General features: G+C 43.4%; 4 protein-coding genes and 2 pseudogenes. 3 read left to right on the forward strand and 3 right to left on the reverse strand.

Annotated features, from left to right (window positions below; all coding sequences use genetic code 11):
• Nucleotides 1–65 precede the first annotated feature (65 nt).
• Nucleotides 66–650 carry a DJ-1/PfpI family protein gene (locus tag ACIQZD_RS11195; protein WP_402901978.1) on the forward strand — a complete coding sequence of 195 codons (585 nt, stop codon included), beginning with the start codon at nucleotides 66–68 and terminating at the stop codon, nucleotides 648–650.
• A 173-nt stretch (nucleotides 651–823) separates the two neighbouring features.
• On the opposite strand, the pseudogene ACIQZD_RS11200 reads toward ACIQZD_RS11195, so the two are convergent.
• The 3 genes and pseudogenes from ACIQZD_RS11200 to ACIQZD_RS11210 form a co-directional block, all read right to left on the reverse strand.
• Nucleotides 824–2,703 (reverse strand): annotated as a pseudogene (locus tag ACIQZD_RS11200) (hydantoinase B/oxoprolinase family protein).
• Between the two features lie 118 nt (nucleotides 2,704–2,821).
• A complete protein-coding gene (locus ACIQZD_RS11205; protein WP_402901981.1) occupies nucleotides 2,822–4,861 on the reverse strand; it encodes a hydantoinase/oxoprolinase family protein in 2,040 nt (679 codons plus the stop codon).
• A 482-nt stretch (nucleotides 4,862–5,343) separates the two neighbouring features.
• A complete protein-coding gene (locus ACIQZD_RS11210; RefSeq protein ID WP_402901984.1) occupies nucleotides 5,344–5,514 on the reverse strand; it encodes a hypothetical protein in 171 nt (56 codons plus the stop codon).
• Between the two features lie 321 nt (nucleotides 5,515–5,835).
• Here ACIQZD_RS11210 and ACIQZD_RS11215 point away from each other — a divergent pair, with 321 nt between their 5' ends.
• Nucleotides 5,836–6,267, forward strand: a complete 432-nt coding sequence (locus ACIQZD_RS11215; RefSeq protein WP_101224421.1) for a helical membrane plugin domain-containing protein — start codon at nucleotides 5,836–5,838, stop codon at nucleotides 6,265–6,267.
• Between the two features lie 39 nt (nucleotides 6,268–6,306).
• Nucleotides 6,307–6,431: pseudogene (locus tag ACIQZD_RS11220) on the forward strand (NAD(P)/FAD-dependent oxidoreductase); the annotation flags it as partial.

Consider the following 6,431-nt stretch of genomic DNA (forward strand, 5'->3'; position numbering starts at 1 on the left):
ATCTTATGTATTAGGGAATTACCTTTTTATATAATAAACACAATATATATAAGGGGGTTTCTGCTATGAAAAAAGTATTGCTGCTGCTATCCAATGGATTCGAAGCGGTTGAAGCGAGTGTGTTTACAGATGTATTGGGCTGGAATAAATTAGAGGGTGATGGTACCACTGATTTGGTTACCGTTGGACTACATGAACAATTGAAATGCACATGGAATTTCATCGTGAAGCCCGAATTGACCATCGATGAAGTTAACCTTGATGACTTCGATGCTTTGGCCATTCCAGGAGGTTTTGAAGAAGCCGGTTTCTATGAGGATGCCTATGATCAGAGGTTTCTCGATGTAATCAAGTATTTTCATAATAAGAACAAAATCATAGCAACCATTTGTGTAGGTTCTCTCCCACTAGGAAAAAGCGGGATTTTGAACGGAAGAAAGGCCACTACGTACAACCATCCAACCAGTAAGAGACAGGGCCAGCTAAAAGATTTTGGTGCGATTGTGGTGAATGAACCGATTGTCGTCACGGACAATATCATTACATCCTACAATCCTTCCACAGCATTCGATGTTGCCTTTACGCTCTTGGAAATGCTCACTTCCAAAGATAATTGTAAACATGTGAAGGAATTGATGGGTTTCCATTAAGACTGTCTTCGAAACCTATACAATTTGGATGTTGATTTCCGCAGGCAGTCGACGGAAAGGGAGCGGATTTCTGAAATCAACGGAACCTTTTTAGGAAAAAACTGCAGGCAAACTCGTTTTTCTTCGAGTTCGTCTGCAGTCTGGGTTCCGAATGATTTCGGAACCTTTTCACGTTACTTCCAATAAGCCAATGAACGGGTTTTCATGGATTCACGGAACTGTTTTGTTGATTCTGGCAGGACTTTATTCGTTGCATAATCGATGATGACACCATACTGGCGAATGACATCGAGACTATCCAGCTCGCCCTTGGCGAATTTATCTTCCACGCTTTGTATGTTTTCCTCAAGCCATTGTTTGCGGTTGTTTCTGATATAAGACCTAGCTTGTTCCGTTGCTTCCAGATCTATTTCGAATAAATCGAGATCTTTATCGATTTCCTTGATCACGACTCCATAATCTTTTTTAGCTCGCTCAATTGAAACATACTCATCGATAACATCTTCCAAAACTGCTTCGGGACTTCTTTCAAGCGGATCTCCCAGTCCCCCGCCCCCAGCGGATGGACGTACAAAGGAATCTCCTTGCTGCACTTTTACATTTGAGAAAATCGCACCTAAATATCGTTCGTCTTCCTTGCCCGGATTCAGCCATGCTCCATGCGGGGAAGAAGGAAGCCCTCCAAAAATCCCCCATGTTATTGAACGGGAACGGTCACAGCAATAGGACATGACCGTGTTTTTGACATTGGTGAGTGTACCGCCCTTTTCTACACCGCACCCGCCGCGGTATTTACCCGGCCCGGCAGAGTCGGTAATGATTTCATGCTTCATCGTCACGACAGGCGACAATCTTTCTTGCCCTTCGCAAGGCTGTACGCTGAGTCCCAAACCGAATGTCGGCGAAGTGGCGTTCACACCGTCCCGATCATAGCGGCCTCCATGACCGCCTGCCATCCAGTCGTACCACATGAAGTATTTATCCTGCCCCTGGCGTTGATCCCAACCGCCGATAAGTAAATACTCCAGGTTAAATGAGCATGCAATCGCTCTTTCCGGCATGATGTTGGACCAGAGTTCGAAGCACGCACTCATGATTTTTTCATAGGCCCCTGAACAAAAACCGGTTACGGCAATCGGTGCTGGGGCATTGACGACGGAGTTTTCCGGCAGTTCGATCTTCACCACTCTGTAAAAGCCGGAGTTCAGGGGTATTTCAGGAAAGAATGTCTTGGTTCCTGAGTATGCCGCTGATAAAGATGCCCCGAAACCGGCATTCAAAAAGCAGCCGATATAAGAATGCGATCCAGAAAGATCATAAAGGATCTCGTCATCCGTGATGGTCATCTTAACCCGGATCGGAATCAGTTCGTCTCCGGCTTCCGGGTCCATATCAATATAATCAACGGTCTCCCAGGTTCCATTCGGTAAAGCCGCAACCTTGGCCCTTGCCAAGCGTTCAACATAATTCTGCACTTCCGCAAAGGCGGACAAAGTCGTATCGATTCCATACTTTTCGATGATGGCAAACAACTGGCGCTCGCCTACCTTGGCCGCTTCCACTTGAGCACGCAAATCGCCGACACGTTCTTCAGGGACGCGCATGTTCAAAGCGAGCATATTGACCACATCTTTTAAAAATGTTCCTTTACTATAAATCCTAAGCGGCGGAATCCTTACCCCCTCGCCGAAATGTTCCTTGGCATTGATATCAAAGGAGCCAGGTGTCGATCCCCCCATGTCGGCCCAGTGGCCATTCGTCTGCATGAACGCAATGAGCTTGTTCTCATGGAAGACAGGCAGGAGGACCCGTGTGTCATTGAAATGAGTGCCGCCTCGATACGGGTCATTGACCAAGAATACGTCCCCAGGATGGATATCACCCTTGAAGCCTCTATAATGGCCTTTGCCGTTAGATGCAATGTTCCTACATGGACCGAAATATCCTGCGTCCCTTGCATGACTGTATTTCCTTCTGCATCACAAAGAGCACAGCTGAAATCCCGATTATAAATGACGAAGGAATAGCATGTCCGAAGGATTTGTTCCGCCATCTGATCTACAAGGTTAACGAAGCCATTTTTTATCACTTCAAATGTCACCGGATCTAAACTTGTTCCAACTCCAGATTGGTCAACTAACTGTTTATTCGACAATGAAATCCACCTCTTTTTATTTATTTTGGGAAAGAATCAAGTTTCTGTATTTATCAACTTTTGCCGTGAAATTTGGTGGTATGACAGTCGTTGTATCAAGCTGATCCACTATGGCAGGGCCCGTGATTTCAGAAAAGGCCGGAATGAGTTCCCGGTTATAGACGTTCGTATTTACATATCCCTCTTCTTCAAAATAGACATCACGCGTTTCCTTCAAGGCATCGGCAAGAGTGCCTCCAGGTTCATAAGTCGGGAATTCAGGTTTTGGCACAGTTCCGATAGCCGTAACGAGCAGTCCGTATATTTCCACGGTCTGTTCTTTATCGGAGAAAGAAAATTCGCGTTCATGCTCTTGATGGAAACGGTCAAGGGTCTCTTCCAATGAAGAAATCGGGCAATCGACTTCTATCGCCAATGAACGCCACTGTCCCATATACCTCATGTCTATATATCTCATCAATGTGGAAGCTTCTTTAGCGACTCCTTCTTCTTGCAATAACTCCGCGGCCTCTTTTTCCATTCCGATGAATTCTCTCTCTAAATCGTTTAACGATACATCCTTGACGTTCTTGACATAGGTTTTGGATATATCATGACGAACATCGACCAACAGGCATCCCATAGCGGCGGCTACACCCGGATGCGGCGGGATGATGACGGTCGGGATTTCCATTTCCTTGGCTAAGTACGCTCCATGCAAGGGCCCAGCCCCGCCGAAAGCCACAAGTGCAAAGTCGCGCGGGTCGTATCCCCGTCTGACTGAAATCAGCCTTAGGGCATCACACATATTGGCATTGGCCACCCGTGTGATGGCGTTCGCCGCTTCTTCAATCGTATAATCAAATTTCTTGGCGATCTTATCCACGACTTCAATCGCTTTTTGTTTATCCAGTTCCATTTGTCCATCCAATAGTTTGGTGCCAAGTCGTCCCAAGACAATATTGGCATCGGAATTTGTCGGTTCCACTCCACCCCTGCTATAGCAAGCAGGTCCAGGAACCGCCCCTGCGCTTTGAGGGCCATTGCGTAAAGAACCGCCTTCATCCACCCAAGCTAAGCTTCCGCCTCCTGCTCCTATCGTCAAGATTTCAATACTTGGGAAGCCTATCGGATATCCATACTCGATATACCAATCTTTCGTAATTCGTAAATCACCTTCATGCATCAAGGAAATATCGGTACTCGTTCCCCCCATATCCAGCCCAATGGCATTATTAAAGCCGCAAAGCTGGGCGATATGTTTACTGGCAATCGCACCTGCAGCGATGCCGGAGCTTGCAAGTCTTGCTGCATAACGGGGAACGGTTTGGGATGTCATTACCCCTCCGCCGGAGTGAAGCACTAATATGTCATCTTCATATCCCCGTTTAGTCATTTCACCTTCAAGGGTTTTAATATAGTTGCTGACAGTCGGTCCTAAAACCGCATTGACAATCGTCGTACTCATGCGCTCATGCTCAAAAATCTCAGGAAGGACTTCACTTGAAATGCATATATAAACATCCGGGAGTTCCTCCTGGATGATTCGTTTCACTTTCGCCTCATTGCTTCCATTTACATATGAGTTCATGAAGCAAACCGCAATCGATTCGGTACCGCGTCTTTTTAATTTCCTTGCCAGTGACCGTACTTCCTCTTCATTGATTTCCGTCAAGACATTCCCTGCAAAGTCGATGCGTTCTTCCACTTCAAAACGGTCTCTTCTTTGGATATACGGTTTTGCTACATCATCATATGTATCCCATAACTCAAGCTTGGTTCCTCGGCGGATTTCCGATACATCCCGAAATCCAGCGGATGTAATTAATGCTGTCTTTGGCAATTTCCTTTCAATCAAGGCATTGGTGCCCACTGTTGTACCATGGGAAAAAACTTTAATATTTTCACAATCTATTTCCGCTTTCGCAATTCCATCCAAAATACCGACCTCTGGATTCAAAGGAGTCGACGACGTTTTCGTAATTGAAATTTCCTTCGTACTTTCATCAAAAACGAACACATCCGTAAAAGTTCCGCCTACATCAATTGCGAGCCTAGTTTGCTTCGTACCTATCATATAACTCCCACCCCTGCTACAAGATTTAAAATACTTTATACCTTTTGACATTGCCTTGCGCCCATTGCACCATTAATAGAACTGTGTGAAAGAGTATCAGCCAGCCGCTGGATTTTCTTAGGCCAAAATCGGAACAAGATGAGTGATGAAATAAAAAAAACCAGTCATATCAATAAGAAATAATTGATATAACTGGTTTTTGATCTAGGTTTAGCTTCGCTGGGCGGCGAAGTCTATTAGATTCGACAGTTATTTATAGATTCATCTTTAAGTCACCGAGTCCATTTTAGGCGATGGCAAAGTAGAATTTCTAGAAAAAACTACATGTTTACACCATGGCTATATACTTTATCTTACGTCAATTCATGATAAAGTCAAGGGTATTTTTGGAATATTTAAATAACTATAGTTTGAGAATTAAGAGTGGGATTTATTACAAAAATAAGTAAGCATAACTGTTTCGCTATGCTTACACAATAATATTATTTATCAGATGTTTCCGATGTGCCTTCCTCACTGTTTTTGAGGTAAACTTCAGAAATTCCATTCATACCTTCCGATAGTTGTGCTTTGGTATATTCCATACTGCCAACCAGTTTATGAAGCTTCCTATCATTATTCTCTTGTGTAAGTTTAGATTCTGAATCAGTCACATTTTTTCACCTCCATCATTTAGGATGGCAAATCAAGATGGAAATATGTATGATAGGAAACGATGTTAGACACCCTCTCAAAGCCCATTTTAGGTAAATAATGGGAACTACCATTAGAATCTGTACTTAAAATAAGCAGGAAAAGATTAATTTATGAATCTTTTTTAAAAAATCAGCTGTTTTCAAGCCACTAAAGGGATATACTATAGGATAGCATTTATTACATTTTTGTTAGTATTTTTTCTTGTCACACATTGTGTAATATTTTACAAGTTTTTCTATTTACCTCAACAAAATGCTTATTGCAAAGGAGAATTGGATATGTCAGAAACGATTACCCAATCACAAACTGAACAACTTAATGCCCGCCAAAAACAATTAGATGTACTGGACCAATTATTAAAGCCTGAGGTTCAGGAATCATTGAACACTTTAGTTGAACAGTTACCAAAACTGACTGAGTTAGTGAATATTTTAACAAAGTCTTATGATTTCGCTCAATCGGTTGCGACTGATGATGTTTTGAAAAATGATACGGTCAGCGCCATTTCGGAGATCGCTACACCTGTAGTGGGCTCAGTGAAAGGTCTTGCGGCAAATGCCATCGAAGCTAAGGATCGTGCAGAAGCGAATACTGATGTGATCGGTCTTTTTGGTCTGTTAAGAATGATGAAAGACCCGCAAGCACAAAAGCTTTTCCGTTTCGCCCAAGCTTTTCTTGAAGTCTCTTCAGAACGTAAAAACCAAAAATAATTTGATAAACTTTCAATCAGTAAGGACGGGGGATTAACTATGTCAAAACAAATCGTCATCTTAGGTGCGGGTTACGCTGGATTGCTATCTGCCTTATCCGTACGTGAATATTACAAAAGAGATGAAGTGCAGGTTACAGTGGTGAACCAATTTCCAACGCACCA

It is taken from the genome of Peribacillus sp. NPDC096447, assembly GCF_044762725.1.
Taxonomy (GTDB): Bacteria; Bacillota; Bacilli; order Bacillales; family DSM-1321; genus Peribacillus.